Source organism: Endozoicomonas atrinae, from assembly GCF_001647025.1.
GTDB classification, from domain to species: Bacteria; Pseudomonadota; Gammaproteobacteria; order Pseudomonadales; family Endozoicomonadaceae; genus Endozoicomonas; species Endozoicomonas atrinae.
The window spans coordinates 1-22791 of record NZ_LUKQ02000023.1 but is presented as its reverse complement, the minus strand read 5'-3'; the positions used below and the strand labels follow the sequence as shown (position 1 = coordinate 22791).

The window sequence follows — 22791 nt, the reverse complement described above, 5'->3', positions numbered from 1 at the left end:
AGCCTCAGGATCTGAAGTTTGGAAGAGTTATAGTAACAGGCACCTATCTTACCCTGATACTTAATGTCATCAAGGGTAAAACAGGTTTATTGCTGGAATGGTAATAGAATCAGAGGCTGGCTACTTGCAGCTTTTTCAGTGACTCCACTGGACGCGTCCATGGATGAAGTATCAGAGCAATGTTTTTCATTGCTGGGGACTTCAGAGCCATGATGGCTTCCTGACTGCTTCTGTATTGTCCTTGAACCAGAATATACCAGTCCTTTTGGTTCCGCTGAACATGAACAGTTACTGCTGAAGCCAGCTCTGGGAAACGCTGTTTCAGCTTTTCAATGGTCTGCAGGTTACTGGCTGAGAACCACTGAATTGTATAGCTGTCTTCAGGACTGTTCAGCAGTGCATTAACATGGTTATGATTGCCAGGCTGCTCATAATTGTTGTCCGTCTGATAACCTGAATTAGCCCTGAAAGGTTGATCTCTGTCAGGGATTGTATGAACAACAGATTCTCGCTGTATCCTAGGTGTGCCGTGCTCGTTTGAGCCCACTAACCTTGGCTCTAGTGTCTGGCGGTTAAGATCATCACGATGGACAATATAGGTCTTTTCACCGGGGTCATCCTGACCAATCCACTGACGTTTATCAATAGAGGGTTCTAGCCGGGGGTTGGCCCACGCATGGGTAGCCTGCGGGGTTGAGCCAACCAGAGACTGCAAATATGCAACCTGTCTGACTTTTGGTGAGAAGCGTGCAGACACTCTTGATAGTGAGGGGGTGAGCAGAGCATCCAGAGCCTCTGAACGGTTGACAAAAAGCATACTGACCAGAGCATAGCGATTCCTGCTGTTTCTCTGGTAATGGATGATCTGAGTATTTTTTAATTCACTGTAACGAAGTCGTGCTCTTTCGAGTGATGCTTTTCTACTGGCATTCATCCATTCAATGGTATAGCTCCCTGGATTGGCCGTCAGAACATTGATTGAAGGCCGGGATGGTTCTGGATCTTCATAACCCCGAGGCTCTCTGTATTCAGGAGTCAGTGAAACGGGTTTATCCCGAGTGTTATAGTCGACATTCCTTGGGGTATGTTGCTGAGGAATTCTGCTGCGATAGGCCGGTGTGATACTGACATACATTTCCTGAGGATTGGCCTGTTCTGGTAGAATCCGATAGTTTTGATCACTGGGCAAGCCAGAGAGAGCATTGCCGTCGAACTCACTTCCATATGGAACAGCATTCATTCCCGCAGCTTGGCTTTTATCATAAGCGGCCTGAGCCAATGAGTAGCTATTATCGCGCTGGATAACTGATGCTTCCGGCTGTGGCTGCTGAGAATAATAGGGTTGCTGTTGATATTGCGAGAGTTGACTGTTTTGCTCCGTACTATAGGAAATATCATAGTTAATAGGAGCATTATTGCTGTCGTACATAGACAGTTCTGGAGGGTATTCTGGCTGATTGTTTTCAACAAGCCTTTCAACTGGGTATTTCGGCCTGATAATATCCAGTTTATGGATGCTGGCCAGCGACCTTGTCCAGGGGTAAAGTTCCCTGGACATATGCGATCTGGGAGGTGAATCCAATGCTGCCATTGCTGCAATATGGCTTGGGTATGGGCCATCAAGAAGCACATACCAGACTTTGCCTGATCGTTTGTATTCGGCAATTGTCGCGTCGTTTAATACCGGGTAGCGTTGCTTAAGAGCTTCCAGCTGTTCACGCTCTTTTGCTGCCATCCATTGAAGCACGTAATGATCTCTCGGAGCGTCCAGAATGTTTACTAAAGATTCTGTATTCCGTGCTTCAATGGACAATGAATTATAGGGCTCAGCATAAAGCTGCTTTTCATCAGGCTGTTTTTGTTTGGAATACCCAGCATATTGTCGAGCAGGTTCGGATTTATAAACTTGCCTGCTTATGCCGTTGCATAGCCAGTCATTATTAATGACTGACTGGCAGTTCCAGGAAATATTCGAAGCCAGTGGTTTTGGCGGCAATACAAGGCTTTCTGCCACAGGGGCAGACATTGACGTCAGAGCGGCCACGACACAAAGCCTGAGTTGTTTTTCCTTAAACAACAATCGACCGGACATGGTATCAGATCCTTCTTTGTTCAATTCAACAATACCTGAGTAGTAAACAAAATCAACCCTAATAAAAAAATAATTTTTTATTAGATGTTTGTTATGAATATTTCGATTCTTCTAAATAGAGCTATTATGTTAACGGCGGAGTTACTTTTTTCTGGTAAATAAAGGGTGTTTTCTTTTTGATATTTTTTTAGTCTGGAAAAAAAGAACTTATCGGTGTTTTGATTGTTAAATTATCTAAAAAATCAGTCTTTAATAGTATAAAGAAAGTTTGGTGGTCTCCTCATATTTAATTAAAGGTTGTTGAGGAAAAAATAATGTCGAAAGTGAATTACGCTGCTTTTAAATTACATTTCAATATAATTTGGATGATAGGGTTACTTAATATTTTATGTGTAGCTCCTGCCGTCAGCATGGCTAATGAATGCTTCCCTGTATTTGATAAAGCAAAATCACAGTACATAGTAGGGTATGGGAGCCTGCTCTATGAACAGGCGAGAAAATCAACAAATGTTGGATTTAAACCTGAAGTTCCCGTATGGGTAGATGGATTTAGAAGAGGATGGCAGACCAGAACTCGCCAGGAGAACAATGTAAAGGTAACTGAGCTGGGGGTTATACCGTTGGTTGGTGGACGGTTTAATGGTGTTTTGATTTCCATGCCTACTAATAAGATAAAATCGATAGATCGCCAGCAGAAACTGACCTGTCGTGTTCTGGTCAATTCTGAGCAGATAACGTCCATGAATAACGAGAAAATTCCGAAAAATAGCGAGTTCTGGCTCTATCAGACGCAGAATAAATACAGCAGTAAACCCGCGGGTAGCTATCCGATTCTAATGTCTGATGTTGATGAGTTTCTCACGGGGTGTATTGAACAGGCGGATAGGTTTGGCCTTAAGACCTTTGCCAGGGAATGTGTGGCTACGACCTGGAACTGGTCATCACACTGGGTGAATGATCGCCTGCACCCATTGAAAACAAAGCCTGCGCAAATTCGGAGGCAGCAGGTTGATCAGCTTCTAGAGAACTTGGAAGGGAACCTGTATGAACAGGTTCGGTCACAATAAAGAGTATCCGGAGACAGCCCTCCTGGAGCCTGTCCGTGAATAGACTGCCTACTGCGGTGGCAAAAAATTGGTCTGAAATTTCCGTTTAGCTCGGCAAATAGAACCGCTATTCATCTCACAAAATGAAATTCTCACCCTCAATTTTTCTGCCGTCCTCGTTACGGCTGCTATTCTCGGTCAGCCTCCTAGCGGCTTGGAACCAGTCTCTATATAATGCTCACCAGATATCCCGGCAAACAGAATAGATGACAATCCAACCGGAGAAGTTCATGGCTGAGCGCAAGGCCAGTGTTGAAAGAAACACCTTGGAAACCCAGATTCGTGTGGCCATCAATCTGGATGGTACTGGTAAGGCATCTTTTGATACAGGGGTGCCCTTTCTTGATCACATGATGGATCAGATTGCCTGACATGGCCTTATAGACCTTGATATCAAGGCGGTTGGTGATAATGAAATCGATGATCACCATACGGTTGAAGATATAGGCATTACGCTGGGGCAGGCTTTTGCCCAGGCCATTGGCGATAAAAAAGGACTGTATCGTTATGGGCATGCTTATGTGCCCTTGGATGAGGCGCTTTCCAGAGTCGTTATCGACTTCTCCGGACGACCCGGTCTGGAGTTTAATGTCGATTTTACCCGCGCAATGATAGGTCGCTTTGACGTTGACCTGTTCTATGAGTTCTTTCAGGGCTTCGTTAATCACGCGGGTGTTACCCTGCATATCGACAATCTGCGGGGACGCAACGCACACCACCAAATAGAAACTGTCTTTAAAGCTTTTGGCCGCGCCTTGCGTATGGCCATTGCCCTGGATCCGCGAATGGCGGGCCAAATGCCTTCTACAAAAGGGTCGTTGTAACCATGAAGACGGTCGCTGTCATTGATTATGGGATGGGAAACCTTCACTCCGTCAGTAAAGCGCTGGAACATGTTGCAGATGCGAATACCCGGGTAATGGTTACCTCCGATCCTGAGCAGATACTGACTGCTGATAAGGCGGTACTTCCCGGTGTCGGTGCAATTCGTGATTGCATGGCGGAAATACTCCGTCATGGTATTGATGAAGTGGTTCGCGAAGTTGTAGCTACCCGCCCGTTGCTTGGCATTTGTGTTGGTATGCAGGTTCTGCTTGATCATAGTGAAGAGAATGGTGGGGTTGAATGCCTTGGTTTGCTGTCAGGTGATGTAAAGTTCTTTGGAAAAGAGCTTCGGGATAGTGAAGGCGCTCGATTGAAAGTCCCCCATATGGGCTGGAGCCCCGTTAGTCAGGTTGAGCCATCTCACCCTCTCTGGCAGGGTGTTGACGACAATGCCCGGTTCTATTTCGTGCACAGCTACTATGCCCATGTTGCCAGTGAAGCCATGGTGGTAGGCAGAAGTGAGTATGGTCTTGGTTTCGATGTTGCCCTTGGCCATGAAAACATCTTTGCTGTGCAGTTTCACCCTGAAAAAAGTGCCGCAAATGGACTGCAGCTACTCGAAAATTATCTGAAGTGGAAGCCATAACGATGTTAATAATTCCTGCAATCGATTTGAAAGACGGTGCCTGTGTCCGACTGCGCCAGGGGGAAATGGATGATGCCACTGTCTTTGGTGATGACCCGGTTGCCATGGCCAGCCGATGGGTTGATGCTGGTTGTCGCAGGCTTCACCTGGTTGATCTGAATGGTGCGTTTGCCGGCGAGCCCCTGAATGCTGATGCGGTACGTGGTATTACAGCGAAGTACCCTGACTTGCCCGTGCAGATTGGTGGGGGCATTCGTGATCTAGCCACAATAGAAGCCTATCTGGACTCTGGTGTTTCCTGGGTGATTATTGGTACTAAAGCGGTAACAGATCCTGACTTTGTCAGAGAAGCCTGCCAGAAGTTCTCAGGCCACGTGATCGTGGGGATTGATGCTCGTGATGGTTTTGTTGCAACGGATGGCTGGGCAAAAGTCACCGACATTCAGGCCATTGCACTTGCACGCCAGTTTGAACAGGATGGTGTATCTGCCATTGTCTATACCGATATCGCCCGGGATGGCATGATGCAGGGGGTAAATGTTGAAGCAACCCGGCAATTGGCAAACAGCATGACGATCCCTGTGATTGCTTCAGGCGGTATCACTGACATGGATGATATCCGTGCTCTGAAAGCGGTTGCCCATGAAGGAATTGAAGGTGCGATCACTGGCCGCGCTATTTACGAAGGGACTCTCAGTTTGTCCGAGGCTCAGCGTTACTGTTTACAGGAGGGTTAAGCCCTCCCAGCTCAAGGCTGCTACGATGAATGATTCTGGTATTCCCCCCATGAATAGGCTCGATATTAAACGGGATGATAAAAATATGGCCGTGCTGGCGCATCTTCTGCCCTTGTTCGGCTTTATGATTCCGGGGTTGAATATTGTCATACCACTGGTGATCTGGCTGATGAAGCGGGATAAATCACTCTATATTGAGCACCATGCCAGGGAGTCCCTGAACTTTCAGATCACCATCTCACTACTGGCTATTCTCTGGGTTATCCTCAAGTTGATGTTGGTAGGCCTTCTGTTATTACCACTGGTACCAGTGATCATCATTGTAGTTCTGGTTTTCATGGTCAGAGCCGCCATGAAGGCAGGGAGCGGTGAGTTTTACCGCTATCCAATGTCGTTGCGCCTGGTCAATTAAAAAGATTTTAGAAAGGTTGAAGTAATGGGGCTGGCTAAAAGAATAATTCCCTGTCTCGATGTCGAAAATGGTCGGGTGGTTAAAGGCGTTCAGTTTGTTGATATTCGGGATGCTGGTGACCCTGTAGAGGTCGCCCGTCGTTATAATGAAGCGGGAGCCGATGAAATAACCTTTCTCGATATTACTGCCAGTCATGAGGGACGGGACACAACGGTGCATACGGTTGAGCGTATGGCCAGCGAAGTGTTTATTCCACTGACCGTTGGTGGTGGTATTCGAAAGGTAGAAGATATCCGTACCATGCTGAACGCTGGCGCAGATAAAGTCAGTATCAACACGGCGGCTGTTTTCAATCCTGAATTTGTTCAGGAAGCCGCTGACCGGTTTGGTTCGCAATGTATTGTTGTGGCTATAGATGCCAAGAAAGTGAGTAAACCCGGTGAACAGGATCGCTGGGAGATTTTTACCCATGGTGGCCGCAAACCTACCGGTCTTGATGCTGTGGAATGGGCTCTGAAAATGGAAAACCTCGGGGCAGGTGAAATACTGCTCACCAGTATGGATCAGGACGGTGTCAAAAATGGTTATGACCTTGGTGTAACCAGAGCTATTTCTGAATCAGTGAGTATTCCGGTAATCGCATCTGGTGGTGCTGGAAACCTTGATCATCTGGTGGATGGAATCAAAGAGGGTAAGGCGGATGCGGTACTGGCCGCCAGTATTTTCCATTTTGGCCAGTATTCTATTCCTGAAGCCAAAAAGTATATGTCAGATCGTGGGATTGAGATGAGGGTTTGACATGGATTGCTCTAGAGGGGAGCAGAAAAACTACACAGTATTCACCTTCAAACCCACGCCTTATCTCCAGGGCGTGGAGGTTGAGCGGTAACTATTTCTGTTGTTGGTTTGTATACAGAATTATAGACATGAGCTTTGGGAGCCTCCGGCATTCCTCTACAAAAAGAACACACGAAGGACATTACGGAAACCCCCCGGTTATAGCAACGAGCTGTTCCAGACCTAGACTCAGAATCAAGTTTATTTTCTGAAACAGGCGCTGGTCTAAAAGGTTCCCAACCAGTAACAGAACTCATAATTCTCTTTTCAAGGTAGTTACATCTGAACGCCTGTTAAAATAGCAGGCGATAGCAACCCTTGCCTCAAAATATTTGAAGTATCTGTTATTTGGTATTTCAAATACCTGATTGCAAATTAGATTTGGTTTAAAACGGATTTCATATCAAAAATCTGGCCTCTCAACTCATTGACCTGATTATTTTTGATACCTTTGATTCTGATGACCTCAATATCAATAGCCTCAAAACCCGGGAGGTCTGATGGAAGCCAGCTGATGCCTGAGTGGCGTATACCAGTACCAGCCATATCTGGCAGGCTATCCAGAGTCAGTGTCTAGGGGGCGTTACCAACTGGCCATTCAACCTCCCTGAAACAACGCAGTTTACGGTGGGTCGGGGTATGGCAAAGAGGTTGTGAGCTAAAGAGTGGGGATCAAAATGGCGATGATAGCAATTCTTTCATAAGATCCTGATTTAACCTTGGCAAAATTATTCTGACAGCTTGATTAAACTGTCAGAAAGTGATGTAAGGGTCGTTATTACCTGTGTATCTGAACCTTCAGGATCTTGATATACCATTGTATTGCGCTTATTCAGACCTGTACATTCAGATTGGTTATGTAGAATACCAATCTGTTCTTCAATGTTGCTGCCACAGGGAATACAACTGGTAAAACATTGGAGAAGTTTAACAGCCTTTCCTGAAAAAAAGCCGTAAGAGGAATCACTGCGAGGTATACCATGTGAGGTCAGTGACTCGTATTTTGTAGCTGCACTTGGTGTGAACATACTCGCTCTTTGTTTAGTACCTTTGTACTGTTTTTTTGTTTTCCCTCACCCTAACTATTTCCATTGCGTGCACTAATAAAGACTTTATATGCTCAAAAAAGTTTCCGTTACTTGAGCGAGTTCCCAGGGGTCTCAATGAGACCAGTGATCAACTGGTCTCATTGCTAATTGAAAGCACTCCCTAATCAAGGATCGACTCCATTTCAAAAATCTGACCTCTCAGCTCATTGGCCTGCTCGTTTTTGATGCCCTTGATTTTGATGACTTCACTATCCATGGCCTCAAAGTCTGGTAGGTCTGATGGAAGCCAGCTGGCTTCTGAACGTCGCATATAAATACCATCCATATCAGGCATATTGGCCAGAGTCAGTGCCTGGCTGGCGGCACTGTCGCCCAGGGCAGGGTGTTGCTCTTCAGGGAATTCTGCCTGTTGATCACTGACACTGAGGCCAATGCCAATATGTGTTCTGGCAATATTGATTTCTCCTGCTCTTTCAGTCAATGCTTCGATCATCAGGCAGCAGAATAGGGCATCAGATGTAAATGTTGGGCTATCCTTGCTGGAAAAGCGCAGATAGGCATTGCCTTCAGGTGTGTAGGTGACCTCGCCATCGTAATAACTTGCGGCTTCACTGAGGATCTGGCTGTGAGTGCGGAGAATATCCTGCAAATCCCTGGGGGCCAGTAATTGTTGAAGCCTGCCCAGGTTTTTGACTTTGATCGCTGCAATCATCGCCGTTTCCTGCTGTTCTTCGACTTTCTCTTCTGGCTCAGCCATTTTCTTTTCAAGTAACTGCTGCTCGACAAAGGCAGAAAGCCTGGTGATCTCTCCAGTCATTGAAGGAATTGGGTTTCCTGTCGGCAGAATAGAAAGTAGCTGTCGTTCAATAAGGCGTAGCTGAGTCGCTATGCTGGATGCATAGAGTTGCAGAAAAATCAGACCGGCAAGAAGCAGTATCAAGCTAATGGCAATGATAACGAACAGGGCTTCTTTTGGTTTCTGGCTTAGTAGGTCTTCGTTCAATGATAAGCGTGCGTAACCGGCAATGACATCCTGGTAATGAATGGGGGATGAATAAACAGGATGCCTGATGCCTTCATCAGCCGTTTTGGAAATGGCCTTGGCAATTCTCTGGTTATCGATACTGTAGATACTGGCTTCAGCGACATAAGGATTCTGTACCAGCTGACTAAGCAGAACATTGAGGCTAAGCCGGTCTCCGGTGACCAGCATGTCGGTAGCCGCACTGGCAGTCTGTTCACTCAATAATTGACCGATGCTGTCAGCCTGGTGCTGGCTCGATGAGTCAATCTCATTGCTGATGACCAGCGACATACCAATAGTTAATGTCACCATCAGTAGACCAAAGATGAACATTAGCTGCGTTCGGATGGAGAGGCGGGATGAGAACCGCGTAAAAAGATCTGGCGTGAAAATACGCTTCTTCAAAAGTTAAGCTCCTGAGAGGAAAGCCAGTGATCGTAATGAAATATCAATAGCCCTTACTGTCCATGAGTAAATACCTCTCAACGTCGGAAAGAGCTAAGCTAAAAAATAAGTGGAAGTTATATCCTATCAGAACTCTGTCTGCTTTCCGTAAAATCCCTGTGATAGACTATCGAACGCCTGCAACGATAGGAGAGGCTGTCTGAAAATAGACTGCCATCCTCGCTGCGGGCGCTATTCTCAGACAGCCTCTAAGAATTGGATTACCCAGTGAGCGATATAATACTGATTAATGTTACTGGCCGGGACAAGCCGGGACTTACCTCATCCATCACCTCCATTATGGCCGACTACGGTTTGGAAATTCTGGATATTGGTCAGTCAGTGATCCACGATACCCTGACTTGGGGAATTCTTGTTCGTCTTCCAGATCAGGCTTCAGGTAACAGTCATTCTGCTGCAGTGTTGAAAGATCTTCTGTTTCATTTTCATGAAAGTGATCTGCAGTTCAGTTATCAACCGGTGTCCGAGAGTGACTATGAACACTGGGTGTCTGAGCAAGGCAAGAACCGTTATATATTGACACTGCTATCGCGTAACGTCACAGCGGAGCAGATTGCCAGAGTCTCTGGTATTACTGCTGCTCATGGATTGAACATTGATCATATTTCCCGCCTTTCAGGTCGACGCTCTCTGCGAAGCGAGGAAAATAACAGCCATCGCTCATCATGTCTGGAGTTTTCGGTTCGGGGGACTGCCCCTGATCAGGAAAAGCTGAGGACCGACTTTCTCAACCTTACCGCTGATCTGGATGCTGATGTGGCATTTCAGGAGGACAGTATTTATCGGCGTAATCGTCGGCTGGTTGTCTTTGACATGGACTCCACACTGATTGAAGCGGAAGTGATTGACCTTCTTGCCGAGGCAGCGGGTGTGGGTGATCAGGTGGCGGAGATCACTGAGCGGGCAATGCAGGGGGAGCTGGATTTTAATGAAAGCTTTCGTGAACGTCTGGCCATGCTAAGAGGGCTGGATGAGTCAGTGCTTGCCGGCATTGCCAGACAGCTACCTTTAACTGAAGGAGCCGAAACGTTGATTCGTACCCTTCGCTCACTGGGTTACCGTACGGCCATCCTCTCTGGAGGGTTTACCTATTTTGCCCGCTACCTTCAAGAAAAGCTGGGGATAGACTATATCCACGCCAATGAGCTGGAAATAGTGGCTGGCAAAGTTACCGGTCAGGTGCAAGGCGATATTGTCAATGGTGAACGAAAAGCCAAACTACTGAAGCAGATTGCCGCTGAAGAGGGTATTTCCCTGAATCAGGTGATCGCCGTGGGTGATGGTGCCAATGATCTGCCAATGCTCAGTGTGGCAGGGCTGGGAATTGCATTTCGAGCCAAGCCAATGGTGAAACAAAGTGCGCGCCAGTCAATTTCAACGCTGGGACTGGACAGCATTCTTTATCTGCTGGGCTTTAGTGAGAAAGATCTGGAGTCTCTTAATACTCATAGCTCCTGAAGCAGGCAGCTCTTGATGTTGGCAAGAAGATACTGACAGGAAAAGGTATTCGCGATGAATGAGTGGATAAGCTGGCAGGATTATTGTCCCTATTGTGGAGAGCGCATTGAGTTGCTGTTGGATGCAGGTTTCACTGAGCCTGATGAGTCATTACTTTATATGGAAGACTGCCAGGTGTGCTGCCGTCCAATTGTTGTGACGCTCTCCATTGATGAAGACGGTAACCATTATTGCCAACTAAAGACGGAGTCTGGCTTTTGAAATGAAAAAAAATATGAGCAGCATAAGGACATGGAGCAAGAAAGCCACATCCGCCTTGATCATGGCTACCGTCGCTTTTATTGGCAGTGCCAGCGATATCGAAGCGAAAACTGTACCCTGGCAGGAAATCGTTGAGCAGTCGAAAGGACAGACGGTTTATTTCAATGCCTGGGGAGGGAGTGAACAGATCAATGATTATATTGACTGGGCTACTGATCAGGTAGAGAAACGCTACGGTATTGCACTGAAACATGTCAAAGTCAGTGACACGTCAAGTGTTGTAAGTCGTGTACTTGCTGAAAAAGTGGCAGGACGGAAAAGCAATGGAACTGTGGATCTGGTATGGATTAATGGTGAAAACTTCCGTTCCATGAAGCAAAACGGGTTGTTGTTTGGTCCCTTTGCTGAGGATTTGCCCTCATTTCAGGGCGTGGACCCCCAGGAAAAGCCTACGACCGTGCTTGATTTTGGGGAGCCTGCTGATGGCCTCGAAGCGCCTTGGGGTATGGCGCAACTGGTATTTATTTATGACACCGATACTTTTTCCCGGAAACAAACTACTCCCCCAGCCAATGCCTCGGAACTTCTTGAGTTTGCCAGAAAGCATAAAGGGCGTGTGACCTATCCTTTGCCGCCAGATTTTGTCGGTACGACGTTTCTGAAGCAGTTGTTGAGTGAGTTAACACCAGAACCGGGTGTGCTGTTAAAACCCGTTTCTGAGGCTGATTTCGATGCTGTAACATCCCCTTTGTGGCGATATCTCGATGAACTTCATCCTTTATTGTGGAGAGAAGGTGAGACCTTTCCTGCGAACAATCTGGCGCTGACACCAATGCTGGATGACGGTGAAATTTTACTCTCAATGACATTTAATCCAGCCTATGCCAGCTCTGCTATTGCCAGTGGGGAGTTGCCAGAAACGGTGAGAACCTACGTGCATGATGCGGGTACACTGGGAAATACTCATTTTCTGGCGATTCCTTTTAATAGTGATTCAACAGAGGCCGCGCAAGTTGTCATTAATTTTCTGCTTTCACCGGAGGCTCAGGCGCACAAAGCTAATCCGGATGTCTGGGGGGACCCTACTGTTCTCAGCATGAGCCAGCTTAATGGTATTGAGCGCAAACGCTTTTCAAATTTACCCCTGGGGCCGGCAACTTTGTCTCCTGAGGCTTTAGGTAAAGTGCTTCCAGAACCTCATAGTTCCTGGGTTGCTGAACTTGAGGAAGCCTGGAAGGCAAGATATCGCCAGTGAGTCCGTTGCTGAAATCTGGAAAGTGGGTATCTTCTGGGGCTGTTTCATCGTTACTTGCCCTGGGGTTGCTGGTTCTATTCATATTGCCGGTTCTGGCAGGGGTAGGCAGTATTATGCTGCCGGCCTTTGGGTATATGCCAGTCCTGGGGTTTGAGACCTTCAGCTTCTCTTCCTGGCAAATGCTTCTGGAAACACCCGCACTTATCCAGATGTTGGGGCTTAGTCTCTGGACATCTGCTTCTTCCACACTGCTATCTCTGATCCTTGCCTTTGGTGTCATCTGTTTCGCCTGGGGAACTCCGTTTTGGCATAAAGTTCAGCGGTGGCTGGCGCCATTGATGGCTGTGCCACATGTAGCACTGGCCTTTGGAGTCATGTTTGTGTTGATGCCCAGTGGGTTGATGGCTCGGCTTATCGCTGTTTTTGCTGGCTGGAGCTTTCCCCCTGACTGGCAGACGGTTCAGGACTCATACGGCATAAGTCTTATACTTCTTCTGGTTATTAAAGAAACACCTTTTTTGATTTTTATGATGGCCGCAGCTGTCGTGCAGTTGCCTGTCAGTGATACGCTGAGATTGGGGGGTAGCCTGGGGTATCAGTCAGGCGTTATCTGGCTTAAGCTGATATGGCCGCGCCTTTACCCAATGATTCGTTTGCCAGTCTATACAGTGTTGGCGTTCTCAATCTCTGTTGTAGATGTAGCTCTGGTTATTGGGCCTGCCAACCCTCCAACATTTGCCGTGCAGATTCTTCAATGGATATATGATCCGGATTTGGCTAATAGTCTATTGGCTGCGTCGGGTAGTGTGCTCTTGTTGCTGCTGGTGGTGTCTGTTATTGGTGTTTTTTATCTGACGGAATGGGTAATGAGCAGACTGCTCAGAAGCTGGTTGGTTAATGGACATCGTGGTCGATTCAGTATTTTCTGGGGATCGTTAAGCCGGAAAGCCTGGCATGGTTTAGTGATGCTGTTTCTGGCCGGAGGGAGTGCCTTACTGGTTTGGTCTTTTGTCTGGCGTTGGCGTTTCCCTTCTCTCTGGCCAGACTGGTCTCTACGAAGTTGGGAGAGAGCCTGGGATTGTATGAGTGAGCCTATCGTTAACTCCCTGCTGATTGGTGTGACCGCCACGTTAGCAGCCAATACGATCTCGGTTATATTGCTTGAGTTGAATGATTTCCAACAACAACAAAGTAAATCAGCCGGAAAGTGGCTATCCCTGCTGACCAGGGGGGCGATGTATATCCCGTTGCTTTTGCCTCAAATGACTTTTTTGTTCGGTGTTCAGCTGCTTTTGCTGCAATGGGGGGCTGAGGGACACTGGTTGACAGTGACTGGACTGCATTTGCTGTTCGTATTGCCCTACTGCTTTCTGGGTTTGTCAGGCCCCTGGCAGCATTATGATCAGCGCCATAGTCTTCAGGGACTGTTATTATCCAGGTCCTGGCTGAAGACCTTTGTTCAGGTGAAGTTGGGAGTACTCTGGCGCCCAGTGATGGCTAGCCTTGCATTGGGCTTTGCGGTCAGTATTGCTCAATATCTGCCAACTCTGTTTGCCAGTGCTGGAAGAGTGGAGACAGTAACAACCGAAGCCGTTAGTCTGGTTTCCGGGGGAAATCGTCGTTTGATTGGCGTCTACGGGCTGGTTCAGATGCTCCTGCCTTTCATCTTTTATGTTATGGCTTTTTTCCTGAGCTACTGGACAATTAAAAATGGATGCTTTGCCCGGAGACTGAATTCTTGAGCCTGATTCTTGAACAAATTGATATCAGTCTGGATGGCCAGAGGCTTTTGGATAAAATCTGCTGTCGTGTGGACGGTGGTGAAGTGGTTTCGGTACTGGGGCCCAGTGGTTGCGGCAAAAGCAGTTTGTTAAATCTGATTTGTGGAACGCTGCCAAACAGCTTTGTTTTCTCAGGAGAAGTGATTCTAGAAGGGATAGTTCTTAATAACCTGCCTTCATATAAACGACAGGTAGGCATACAGTTTCAGGATCATCTATTGTTTCCCCATATGACCGTTGGTGAGAATCTGGCCTTTGCTTTACCTGTGAACTACAAGAAATCTGAGCGTCAGGAAAGAGTAGAGCAAGCACTGGTTGACTGTGAGATGTTGGGTTTCTCCGGACAAAATCCATCCATGCTGTCTGGTGGACAAAAAGCAAGAATCAGTTTGATGAGGACTTTGTTGTCTGAGCCAAAAGCCCTGCTTCTGGATGAGCCTTTTTCCAAATTAGACACAACGCTTAGAAGCAGCTTCCGGCATTTCGTTTTTCAACAGATACAGAGCCGCAGGATTCCTGCTCTCATGGTGACACATGATGAACAGGATATTCCGGACAAAAGGCGCGTGATCAGGTTAGCTTAGCCAAAGTCAAAGTCCATCGTTTCCATTGGCCCTTGAATATAATAGCCCTGCGCGTAATCAACGCCCATTCTCCACAGGTGGGCCAGTGTCTGGGTGCTTTCTACCTTTGGAACAATGCTGCGAATATTATGCTCTTTGAGAACATCCAGCATTTTGATGATTTCCTCATCATTGTTTTCATCCAACTTACTGGTGAAGCTGCCATCCAGACGAACAAACTGGATATCAAGATGCTTCAGCATTTTCATGGAACGTGAGTCACCCTGAAACCGGGTGATGGCAAGCTGGCAGCCAATATTGTGAATAGCTTCAGCAAAATCCACAATGCGTTTCAGCTGCTGTAACACCATGGACTCTGGTAATTGCAGGACAATACTGTCAGGCGGCAGCTCTGTTGCTTTCAACAGGCCAGAAAGGTATTGGGCTAACTCGGTTCCCTGGATGGACAGGTGACTCAGGTGAATCAGCAATCGAACGTTTTGCCCCTGTTTATGAACCTGTGCCAGCTGGCGCACACATTGACGAAGAACCCAGCGATCAATATGCGGCATCAGGCTTGATGATTCTGCAGCTGCCATGAACGTGCCGGCTTCAACCACTTCACCCTGGTGAGAGTGAAGGCGCAGGAAAACTTCGTACTGCTTCTCTTCTGAGCCGGTAATGTTGATGACAGGCTGGAACAGCAGATGGAATGAATCCTGTGAGAGCGCCTGACGGATCATAGCCTGCACATCGCCATCCCTTGCTTTCTCATTGAGTTCTTCCGCTTTGGAATAGCGGCAAAGACGTCCTGCATTTTTGATGGCGAGCTGGCATGCACTCTCTGCATTATTTAAGAGCACTGTGAGATCTTGTTTATGCTCTTTAACAGCAAAACCAATGGTTACTGTTGCTGTGAGTGTTTCATCTTCACTACCGAACAGGTGCTCATCGATGGCACTTTGCAAAGTGGTAAGGCGCTCATGGATGCCTTCCGGATTACCCTCTGTTTCGATAAGCAAAAAACTGTCATCGGAATAATGGCAGATTGCCGAAGCAGGGAAGAGTTCCTCAGCCATTCGCACAATGGATTTCTGTATGGAAAGAATGCCTTCAATACTGGCTTCTTGCCGTATATTCTGAAAGTCATCCAGCTGTATCCAGACCAGCGTTGCCTCGGATGCTTCTTTGACAGCAGATGCTGCTCTTTCAAGAAACTGCTCTTTCGTTTCTGAACTTGCTTTATCGCTAACGGGCTGGCTGAGTACGGGAACCATAACCGGCAATAAAATCAGCTGGATACAGGGCTCATCATCATATTGTGCTTCAGATAAGCGAAGACTGACTGGTGTGCTGTGCCCATCGGTGTGAACCAGCTCACATTCAACCGGGTCGATCTGATTGTTCACCCCAAACCGCTTCAACATCTGCTTGATTTCAGCTTGATGTTGCGCCGCGATCATATCGATTAATGGTATGCCTGCCAGATCATCAGCATTGTCATAGCCAGTGAGTTGAAGATAAGCCGCATTGGCATCCACATGCATTCCATCATGAATATAGGCGATTGCTTCTGAGGCGTTGGCCAGTAACAGTTGACAACGTTTGTTGGACTCATTCAGCTCCTGACGTGCACTGTTGAGGTTTCTTCGGTCTTCCAGGCTCGTGAGTTCACGGAGAACGGCATGCAGTATATGCTCTTCATTAGAGCTGGGTATAGCATCCCTGGCGCCAGCAGACAGCCAGGTAGAAGCACGCTGAGGATTGTATTCCGGCAGGGTTACAATGACCGGAATATCTTTCTGGTGCTTCTCAATGATGGAAAGCACCTGCTGCGCATTAAGCCTGGATGTTTCTTCAGAGCTGAGAACGACATCCCATGGCTGCTCTATCAGGGCTTCCTCCATTGTTTCGATGGAAGAGATATGTTGTACCCTGGGAGGCATACCCGCATTGCGAAATAACTTTACCCAGCGTTCGACATCGTTTGGGGAGTCTTCCAGGGCAAGCAAGCGTATGGTTTGTCTGCGGTAATCCATTCGAGATTGATCACTGTTTTTTTGAAGGAGGAAGCTCTTACGTCAGCAGAATGCCCCCTGAAACGATATGAGCCTGTTTCAACATCATACGATAAGCACAATTAAAAGGTATAGAGCGCCTTCACTGAATTGTGACAGGCACTGTGAACTTGACTGCAGATATCAAAAAAATGAAAGCTCTTATACAAACAGCTTGAATTGGTACTGACACCAGGTTGGGGTTGTATTAATGCAGCTCATGAGTTGACCTTTAAGCAGAGTGTCATTTTGTATCAACTCAAATTTAGCACCCTCCTTACCGGAGAGACTTGGCATGATCAGAGAGGCCTCATTGGGATCAGTCAGCATAAGTGATCTCTGGAAGTGGGTTGCTTCCTGGGTTTTGTGTATCAATGATGTGGCAACGGCTTCTACGGATGTAGTGATGAGGTTGACGCCAAAAGTGACCTCATTCTGAGCTGAAATACCTAGCCAGCGCACACTGTATAGGGCCCATGGAGACGTTTTGTTTTGACGGATTCCAATAAGCTCACCTGCATGAAACTGTTGGGGTAGCTTGCTGGTGATTTTGAGGCAGAACCCGGTATTGCTGGTATTGATGATCTCAGCTTTCAATGCGGACAGGCGCTTATTATCCAAAAACTCTTCAGTGTTAAATGTAATTATCTCACCCGCTGAAGGGCTGCTTTGTTTATCATCATCCCTGATCTCAGCATCATGTGCCTGTGACCACACATCATCAGACTGTTCTGAGAAGTTACTCTTGCCAGCAGCCTCAGAATGAATGGCAATGATATCCTCAAAGCTCCGCTTACCTGAGAGGTGATAATGGAGCCCGGTAAATCCAAAGCAGACGTCGCATTGGTCTGAAGAGGCTCTGCGGGGACTGGATCGCTTTTGGATGGGACCCCAGCTTGATATGAGATGTTTGATCAATTCAGCTGACAGTAATTTTGTTGCTTTGGGATCTTTTTTTATCTTTTCTAGCTGCGCTGTAAGTACTTTGATATTCAGACCAATTATGCCTGAGTGTGCCTTATCAGGCTCTGGTGGTGCATATTCAAGGCCGTCATCACTGTTGAGGCTTGCTGAAAAATAGGTTTTCAGGCCAGATTCGGGCTGTATTTTGCAGTGACTGATCCAGATACTTAAAATTTGCCAGACCTGTTGGATTTCACTGGGTGATAATCTATTGGTATTACTGCGGGACAGCAGCAGAGTCCGTTTATAGAGGCTTTCCAGCGACATAGGTTTGGATTTGCTGTCATAAGGATCCTCCTGTTGAAAGCCTTGGTGATTATGACTTGTGGCAAGCTGATATAAAGCGTGTAGTTCAAGCCAGAGGCGTTCAGGAGCTGGACGATAAAGCAGGCAATGGAATAAATACGCGGCAGAACTCTCTGAAATAGCCCGGTGCAGTGCAGCAGCGAGGATATCACCATGTTCATTGTTATCCAGACAGCATTGAACTACCGCCTTGTAGGCAGTTGCCAATCCTGAATGCAGTTGATGACAAAGATCAAACCAGATTTGCTGGCCTGATTCAAAAGTAATATATCGTTTTAAATGGCGTTGATAGAGGTTGGATACTGTTGTCAGAACAGGCGACCGGACAACGTCGACAAGCCTGTAAAACTCACTGGGAGGGCAGTTCAGTTTGGTTAGCTCATCCAATGCATTGGCCAAGCTCTCACCATTTTGCTGGTAATCAGTAATAGAGAGATTTTTTGCCCAATGTTCAAGTTGCTCGATGCTGGATCCAGATCCATTAGAGCAAAATGACAAGGATGCGAGGCTGCGACTGGGCAGCTCCAGGTGAAGAGTATTTGTAGATTCCATTCTTTAATCCCACTATCAGGGCTCTGACATCCTGTCAGGTACTGCGCTTCATCAATGTTATTAGTCTATGAGCTACTGCCTTTCGGCTATTTTTAATAGTCTGGTGGCTGGCAGTGCTTTTTTTCACGACTTTACGGCAGCTTATTCTATTAATAATAAATTTGCTGCGTTCAATATTCCAGTATATCGCACCTTTATCCCTTGGGATGCTGCTTATGGCAACATCTCAACAGACTATATAGCTATTATCTAACGGTGCGATCAATGCCTGACTTTAGTTAAAAATGTCAGGATATCCAGGTTTTTCCAAGTCTGCCGGGAATTTCCCGAACCAGTTTGGGAACCAGGTAGCCTGGACAATTAGCCATTACCTCTTTCAGAAGACGGGTAGCTTTAACTTCCGGAATATCAAAATGAGCAGCGCCATGTACCGGGTCTAACAGGTGCAGGTAGTAAGGGAGCACTCCAGCCTTGAACAACGCTTCGCCAAGCTGAATAAGAGCGGAAGCACTGTCATTGATTCCCTTAAGCAAAACGGCCTGATTCAATAGTGTCACGCCAGCCTGTTTGAGTCGGAACATGGCTTCACGAACGCTATCATCGATCTCGTTGGCGTGATTTGCATGAATAACCATCACTGGCTGCAGACGCTGCCTGGCAAACCAGTTGATCAGGTCATCCGTTACCCGGTCAGGAATAACAATGGGCAGACGGCTATGAATTCGCAGTGTTTCAACGTGATCGATATGATTCAGCTCGGCAGCAATTTTCTCCAGTCGACGGTCGCTGGTGGCCAGTGGATCTCCGCCACTTAGGATAACTTCCTTTATGCTGGTATCTGAGCGTATGTACTCCATGGCGCTGTTCCAGCTGTCCCGATCCAGCCGGTTATCCTGATAAGGAAAATGACGGCGAAAGCAGAAACGGCAGTTTACCGCACAGGCCCCACTCACTATTAACAAAAGCCTGCCATGGTATTTATGGATAACGCCATCGGTTGGATTCTGAGACTGCTCTGCCAGCGGATCCAGGCCAAAACCCTCTATATGCTCACATTCTTCGCCAACAGGCAGAACCTGCCTTAACAAGGGGTCGTTGGCGTTCCCCAGTTCCATTCTGTTGATATAGGCGTGGGGTACTCTCAGTGGAAATTCCTGACAGGCTTTCAACGCAGGTGATAATAGCTCCGGGCTAAGCTGCAGCATGGTTAGCAGCTGCTCCGGAGAGGTGATTGCGCCTGCCAGTTGCTCCTGCCAGCAGCCGAAATCGCTGATAGTCTGCACACTGAGCTCGGAACGGGTTATCATAGGGTTTTTTGATCTCCTGGTAAGGTCCAATGGCTAGTTATAGTACCAATGAGTTTCGTTCAGGTCTTAAAGTAATGCTCGAGGGTGATCCCTGTTCGATCATTGAGAACGAATTTGTAAAACCTGGAAAAGGTCAGGCGTTTAACCGGGTTAAATTCCGTAACCTTATGTCCGGTCGTGTCTGGGAGCGTACTTTCAAATCTGGCGAAAGTCTGGAAGCTGCAGACGTGATGGACCTGGATATGGAATACCTCTACACCGACGGTGAATTCTGGCACTTCATGATGACTGATGGTTCCTACGAACAGCATGCAGCCAGCCGTGAGGCCGTGGGTGACACCATCGATTGGCTTAAGGAGCAGGGAGTATACTCGGTTACTCTTTATAATGGTTCCCCTCTTTCGGTTTCTGCGCCTAATTTTGTGGAGCTTCAGGTGGTGGAGACGGATCCTGGTCTGAAAGGCGATACTGCTCAGGGCGGCTCCAAGCCAGCCAAGCTCAGCACAGGTGCAACCGTTAAAGTACCTCTGTTTATTGTTGAAGGCGAAGTTCTGAAAATCGATACCCGTACCGGCGAATATGTTGGTCGTGTGAAGTAAGCTTTTGTGGGCAGGAGGAATTATTTTCCTGCCCACAACTTACATTACCCCTTCCTCTTGGACTTCAATCATCAACTCGTAATAAAGAAAGCCTCCCCTCCAGATTTAAATTAATCCTGTTTGTTCTCACGTGGCTCAGGCGGACAAGCTCATACATTATTTATATTTGGCAATAAGAATTGATAGTCTGCTATTAAGAGACTAACTACTTCTGTAACTGTGGCAGACCCACCTCTTTTATTTGGAGACTTACGTGACTAATGAACTTTGGCGCCCATCAGCATCCATGATGGCTCTTAGAGAGCGAGCTCAACTACTGCGTAAGGTCAGAGCCTACCTTGATGGCCAGGGAATCATGGAGGTGGAAACCCCAATGTTGTCCAGTAGTGCCACGGTAGCTGTCTACATAGACAGCTTTGCTACCGAGTTCACTCCTATTGGTCATGGGAAGTCACAGCTTTGTTATTTGCACACCTCCCCGGAATTTCCTATGAAGCGCCTTTTATCTGCAGGCAGCGGAGATATCTATTCTTTAGGGCGGGTTTTCAGAAACGGTGAGGCTGGAGGGCGCCATAATCCGGAATTCACCATGCTGGAGTGGTATCGCATAGGCATGAATGACCAGCGGTTGATGGATGACGTGGCTGGCTTGCTAAGCAGTGTCTGTAATTTCAAAGAGGTCAGACGCTGCAGCTATGGGGAACTATTTGAGGAATACCTCGGACTAAACCCTTATATCGCGACAGATGAAGAGCTGAGCCAAGTCGTCAGGGGTAAGGTAGATGCCAAGCTTCAGGGGCTTGAACGCAGTGACTGTCTTGATTTGCTGTTTTCCAAGTTTGTTGAGCCTGACCTTGGGTCGCCAAATGCTGATGTGTTGGAAGGGGTCTTTGTTTATGACTATCCCTCCACAATGTCTGCACTGGCCAGATTATCCACTAACCGGGATGGCCATCCTGTGGCTTCACGATTTGAACTGTTTGTTAATGGTGTCGAGCTGGCGAATGGTTACCATGAGCTGCTGGATGCAGAAGAGCAGAAAAAGCGCTTTGAAGAAGAACAGCAGATGCGTCAGGAGCGAGGGTATGACATCTACCCCTATGATCAGAATATGGTGGATGCTCTGGCACATGGAATGCCAGACTGCGCAGGAGTAGCAATGGGTATTGACCGGCTTCTCATGCTAATGCTGGGTACGGGTAATATTTCTGAGGTGCTGGCGTTTGACTTTAGTCGGGCATAAAGAAAATTAAGGGAACTAGTCGATTCCTCAGAGGCAGAGTGGCAATAGGTGAAACTTTTAATAATTATAATTAAATGAGGTCAACTTTTTTATGGAGACCCACTCTTCTCATTCTGAGTCTAATTCTCGCTATGGGAGCTACGAAGATTTAAGTAGTGGCCCTATTAATGATGATCGGGAGTCTGAAAGCTTCCATAGAGATTTAATAAGAAGCTTTTATGGACACACAGTTAGAGTACTAACTAGTACTGAAACAGCTGAGTTAGAGCTGCTGCCAACAAAAGTTGTAAGCCATTTTTCGAAGAAAAAGGCACTTAGAGCAGTATCCAACCTACTTAATCCTTTCGATACTTTGAGAAAGCTGTCTCTTGCCTCTTCCAGTCAGCGCTCCTGCGGAGATGGTCTTTGGGATTTATTGGATGGTAGGTCTGGGGATGGCCGCCTAGGCTCAGATGAAGATGATTGGGAATTAGTTCCAAGGGAGCCTTCTGCTGTAGATATTAGCTCATCTCTCTCTGTAAACACGGGAAAAAATTATGTTGTAGGAGAGGATTCTGCGCTTGTTGATAGTCTTGGCCACAAAAGTTTCTCTCGATCCCCTGCCAGGCTTGAAAAATTATTTTATACAGGTTCTCCCTCGCTAAGAGATATTAGTCAGATTGATAAACGGAATACATGTCCCATTCATAGTGTAATAGCGTCTTTTCTAAACTCGCCCAAAACCCGTGATGTTTTGAAAGGCATGTTTGAAGAAAAGGAGGGTGGGTATGTTGCCGTCACCTTAGAGGACCCTAATATTCAAACGATAACGCCAGTTGTAAGTAAATCCAGGGTATTTATTGATGGAAATGTAGAGTTGTTCTCATCCGGCTTGGCAGGTTCTGTTTGCCAGCTAGTAATTGAAAAAGCCTTTCTTACAGCCAATCTTGTTAATAAAAAGCTATATCAAGAGGTTAGTGGCATGGGGCTTGAAAAGCCTCTGGTTGATGGAGTTAGAGGAAAGCTCAGGCATTCCCTAGATAAGCGTGATAACGCGTTGTTTGACTATATAGATCCTCACTATGCTTTAGAAAGAATGCCATTTATCGATTACGGTGTGTTGAACCCTTGCTGTGAACCTCAGGTTATACCAATCGCATTTTCTAAATCCTTAAGCTGCCGCCAACTATGCTTAGGCATCATTACCATGCATTATCTAGAACAGATGTCTCGTCGACCACAGCTACCCGAAGGTTTTAATGATGTTGATTTTC

General features: G+C 46.9%; 19 protein-coding genes and 1 pseudogene. 15 read left to right on the top strand and 5 right to left on the bottom strand.

Features of this window, described 5'->3' with window-relative positions:
- Nucleotides 1-109: 109 nt before the first annotated feature.
- Nucleotides 110-2092, bottom strand: coding sequence for an SPOR domain-containing protein (locus tag AK963_RS05235; RefSeq protein WP_139117260.1), 1983 nt, complete (start codon nt 2090-2092; stop codon nt 110-112).
- Between the two features lie 410 nt (nt 2093-2502).
- Between AK963_RS05235 and AK963_RS05230 the strand changes: the two genes are divergently transcribed.
- From AK963_RS05230 to hisF, 6 genes and pseudogenes are all read left to right on the top strand, one after another.
- Nucleotides 2503-3159, top strand: a complete 657-nt coding sequence (locus AK963_RS05230; RefSeq protein WP_139117259.1) for a hypothetical protein — start codon at nt 2503-2505, stop codon at nt 3157-3159.
- A 269-nt stretch (nt 3160-3428) separates the two neighbouring features.
- Nucleotides 3429-4022 (top strand): annotated as a pseudogene (gene hisB / locus AK963_RS05225) (imidazoleglycerol-phosphate dehydratase HisB).
- Between the two features lie 2 nt (nt 4023-4024).
- Nucleotides 4025-4669 (top strand): imidazole glycerol phosphate synthase subunit HisH, encoded by a 645-nt coding sequence (gene hisH / locus AK963_RS05220; RefSeq protein ID WP_066014409.1) that lies wholly within the window; start codon nt 4025-4027, stop codon nt 4667-4669.
- A 2-nt stretch (nt 4670-4671) separates the two neighbouring features.
- Entirely contained in the window at nt 4672-5406 is a 735-nt protein-coding gene (gene hisA / locus AK963_RS05215) for a 1-(5-phosphoribosyl)-5-[(5-phosphoribosylamino)methylideneamino]imidazole-4-carboxamide isomerase (RefSeq protein WP_066014408.1), read from the top strand.
- Nucleotides 5407-5431: 25 nt separating this feature from the next.
- Nucleotides 5432-5818, top strand: coding sequence for a DUF4870 domain-containing protein (locus tag AK963_RS05210; protein WP_175404442.1), 387 nt, complete (start codon nt 5432-5434; stop codon nt 5816-5818).
- A 24-nt stretch (nt 5819-5842) separates the two neighbouring features.
- Nucleotides 5843-6616 (top strand): imidazole glycerol phosphate synthase subunit HisF, encoded by a 774-nt coding sequence (hisF, locus tag AK963_RS05205; RefSeq protein ID WP_066014407.1) that lies wholly within the window; start codon nt 5843-5845, stop codon nt 6614-6616.
- 1248 nt (nt 6617-7864) lie between these two features.
- On the opposite strand, the gene AK963_RS05195 is transcribed toward hisF, so the two are convergent.
- Nucleotides 7865-9133, bottom strand: coding sequence for an AhpA/YtjB family protein (locus tag AK963_RS05195; RefSeq protein WP_139117258.1), 1269 nt, complete (start codon nt 9131-9133; stop codon nt 7865-7867).
- A 267-nt stretch (nt 9134-9400) separates the two neighbouring features.
- On the opposite strand from AK963_RS05195, the gene serB reads away from it, so the two are divergent.
- From serB to AK963_RS05170, 5 genes are read left to right on the top strand one after another with little or no spacing between them, the layout of a single operon-like run.
- Nucleotides 9401-10651 carry a phosphoserine phosphatase SerB gene (serB, locus tag AK963_RS05190; protein WP_066014404.1) on the top strand — a complete coding sequence of 417 codons (1251 nt, stop codon included), beginning with the start codon at nt 9401-9403 and terminating at the stop codon, nt 10649-10651.
- Nucleotides 10652-10705: 54 nt separating this feature from the next.
- The gene (locus AK963_RS05185; RefSeq protein WP_066014403.1) at nt 10706-10912 is read left to right on the top strand and encodes a CPXCG motif-containing cysteine-rich protein; all 207 of its coding nucleotides are present in this window, start codon (nt 10706-10708) and stop codon (nt 10910-10912) included.
- A 13-nt stretch (nt 10913-10925) separates the two neighbouring features.
- Nucleotides 10926-12167, top strand: a complete 1242-nt coding sequence (locus AK963_RS05180) for an ABC transporter substrate-binding protein (RefSeq protein ID WP_066014422.1) — start codon at nt 10926-10928, stop codon at nt 12165-12167.
- Entirely contained in the window at nt 12164-13909 is a 1746-nt protein-coding gene (locus tag AK963_RS05175; RefSeq protein ID WP_083232476.1) for an ABC transporter permease, read from the top strand. The genes AK963_RS05180 and AK963_RS05175 overlap by 4 nt, the downstream gene beginning before the upstream one ends.
- Nucleotides 13906-14532, top strand: a complete 627-nt coding sequence (locus AK963_RS05170) for an ATP-binding cassette domain-containing protein (RefSeq protein WP_066014402.1) — start codon at nt 13906-13908, stop codon at nt 14530-14532. Before AK963_RS05175 ends, AK963_RS05170 begins: the two co-directional genes overlap by 4 nt.
- Here AK963_RS05170 and AK963_RS05165 read toward each other — a convergent pair.
- Together AK963_RS05165 and AK963_RS05160 are read right to left on the bottom strand one after the other, a co-directional pair.
- The gene (locus AK963_RS05165; RefSeq protein ID WP_066014401.1) at nt 14529-16550 is read right to left on the bottom strand and encodes an EAL domain-containing response regulator; all 2022 of its coding nucleotides are present in this window, start codon (nt 16548-16550) and stop codon (nt 14529-14531) included. The two genes, AK963_RS05170 and AK963_RS05165, sit on opposite strands and share 4 nt — an antisense overlap.
- 180 nt (nt 16551-16730) lie before the next feature.
- Entirely contained in the window at nt 16731-18389 is a 1659-nt protein-coding gene (locus tag AK963_RS05160) for a hypothetical protein (RefSeq protein WP_066014400.1), read from the bottom strand.
- Nucleotides 18390-18456: 67 nt separating this feature from the next.
- On the opposite strand from AK963_RS05160, the gene AK963_RS05155 reads away from it, so the two are divergent.
- Nucleotides 18457-18642 (top strand): hypothetical protein, encoded by a 186-nt coding sequence (locus AK963_RS05155; RefSeq protein ID WP_066014399.1) that lies wholly within the window; start codon nt 18457-18459, stop codon nt 18640-18642.
- A gap of 34 nt (nt 18643-18676) precedes the next feature.
- Here the strand turns inward: AK963_RS05155 and epmB are convergent, their stop codons facing one another.
- A complete protein-coding gene (gene epmB / locus AK963_RS05150) occupies nt 18677-19696 on the bottom strand; it encodes an EF-P beta-lysylation protein EpmB (protein ID WP_066014398.1) in 1020 nt (339 codons plus the stop codon).
- Nucleotides 19697-19725: 29 nt separating this feature from the next.
- Between epmB and efp the strand changes: the two genes are divergently transcribed.
- The 3 genes from efp to AK963_RS05135 form a co-directional block, all read left to right on the top strand.
- Complete coding sequence (gene efp / locus AK963_RS05145) at nt 19726-20295, top strand: elongation factor P (RefSeq protein ID WP_066014397.1); 570 nt, start codon at nt 19726-19728, stop codon at nt 20293-20295.
- 253 nt (nt 20296-20548) lie between these two features.
- Complete coding sequence (gene epmA, locus AK963_RS05140; protein ID WP_083232475.1) at nt 20549-21538, top strand: EF-P lysine aminoacylase EpmA; 990 nt, start codon at nt 20549-20551, stop codon at nt 21536-21538.
- Between the two features lie 91 nt (nt 21539-21629).
- The coding region (locus AK963_RS05135) for a hypothetical protein (RefSeq protein ID WP_139117257.1) at nt 21630-22791 on the top strand (1162 nt) is incomplete at its 3' end.

Excerpts from the sequence above, each read along its gene's own strand:
- hisA (WP_066014408.1), top strand. The coding sequence starts at position 4,672 with ATGTTAATAATTCCTGCAATCGATTTGAAAGACGGTGCCTGTGTCCGA.
- AK963_RS05185 (WP_066014403.1), top strand. The coding sequence starts at position 10,706 with ATGAATGAGTGGATAAGCTGGCAGGATTATTGTCCCTATTGTGGAGAG.
- AK963_RS05210 (WP_175404442.1), top strand. The coding sequence starts at position 5,432 with ATGAATGATTCTGGTATTCCCCCCATGAATAGGCTCGATATTAAACGG.
- hisF (WP_066014407.1), top strand. The coding sequence starts at position 5,843 with ATGGGGCTGGCTAAAAGAATAATTCCCTGTCTCGATGTCGAAAATGGT.
- AK963_RS05155 (WP_066014399.1), top strand. The coding sequence starts at position 18,457 with ATGAGCTACTGCCTTTCGGCTATTTTTAATAGTCTGGTGGCTGGCAGT.
- AK963_RS05180 (WP_066014422.1), top strand. The coding sequence starts at position 10,926 with ATGAGCAGCATAAGGACATGGAGCAAGAAAGCCACATCCGCCTTGATC.
- epmB (WP_066014398.1), bottom strand. The coding sequence starts at position 19,696 with ATGATAACCCGTTCCGAGCTCAGTGTGCAGACTATCAGCGATTTCGGC.
- efp (WP_066014397.1), top strand. The coding sequence starts at position 19,726 with ATGGCTAGTTATAGTACCAATGAGTTTCGTTCAGGTCTTAAAGTAATG.
- AK963_RS05235 (WP_139117260.1), bottom strand. The coding sequence starts at position 2,092 with ATGTCCGGTCGATTGTTGTTTAAGGAAAAACAACTCAGGCTTTGTGTC.
- AK963_RS05165 (WP_066014401.1), bottom strand. The coding sequence starts at position 16,550 with ATGGATTACCGCAGACAAACCATACGCTTGCTTGCCCTGGAAGACTCC.
- AK963_RS05230 (WP_139117259.1), top strand. The coding sequence starts at position 2,503 with ATGGCTAATGAATGCTTCCCTGTATTTGATAAAGCAAAATCACAGTAC.
- AK963_RS05160 (WP_066014400.1), bottom strand. The coding sequence starts at position 18,389 with ATGGAATCTACAAATACTCTTCACCTGGAGCTGCCCAGTCGCAGCCTC.
- hisH (WP_066014409.1), top strand. The coding sequence starts at position 4,025 with ATGAAGACGGTCGCTGTCATTGATTATGGGATGGGAAACCTTCACTCC.